Source organism: Escherichia sp. MOD1-EC5189, from assembly GCF_002966045.1.
Classification (GTDB): Bacteria; Pseudomonadota; Gammaproteobacteria; order Enterobacterales; family Enterobacteriaceae; genus Escherichia; species Escherichia coli_F.
Window position 1 is genome coordinate 1 of record NZ_PTRX01000137.1, and the last position, 354, is coordinate 354.

Consider the following 354-nt stretch of genomic DNA (forward strand, 5'->3'; position numbering starts at 1 on the left):
CCGGTGTACATCCAGAACGTCGTTCCCGCACCTTTCGTTTTTGCCAGTGGATTTGGTGTGGTCATTGCCACCTCCTTAATTCGTGTACGTGATCTGGTACGTGATTTCCGCCATCGCCCAGGTGGCCATCTCATTATCACGTTGATAGTTAAAACCGAGTGGGATCAGGGTGTCGATGAGTCCGGAAAGTGCCGGTACATCATTCAGGGCCGGGAAAATGGTGCTCTCCATCCACATATCCAGCTCTGAATCCGGTGCCTGTGCCCGGATGAAGACGGCAATATGCAGAACAGCCTGCCAGTCATCTTCATCCGTCATTTTTCCGGTGTACTGAGCATCACTCAGCCACACCGC

General features: G+C 52.8%; 2 protein-coding genes. Both read right to left on the bottom strand.

Annotated elements, in window-relative coordinates:
- A partial coding sequence (locus ATB02_RS26850; protein WP_241957656.1) for a hypothetical protein occupies nucleotides 1–65 on the bottom strand: 65 nt, incomplete at its 3' end.
- Between the two features lie 10 nt (nucleotides 66–75).
- The coding region (gene gpU, locus ATB02_RS25920) for a phage tail terminator protein (RefSeq protein ID WP_105272420.1) at nucleotides 76–354 on the bottom strand (279 nt) is incomplete at its 5' end.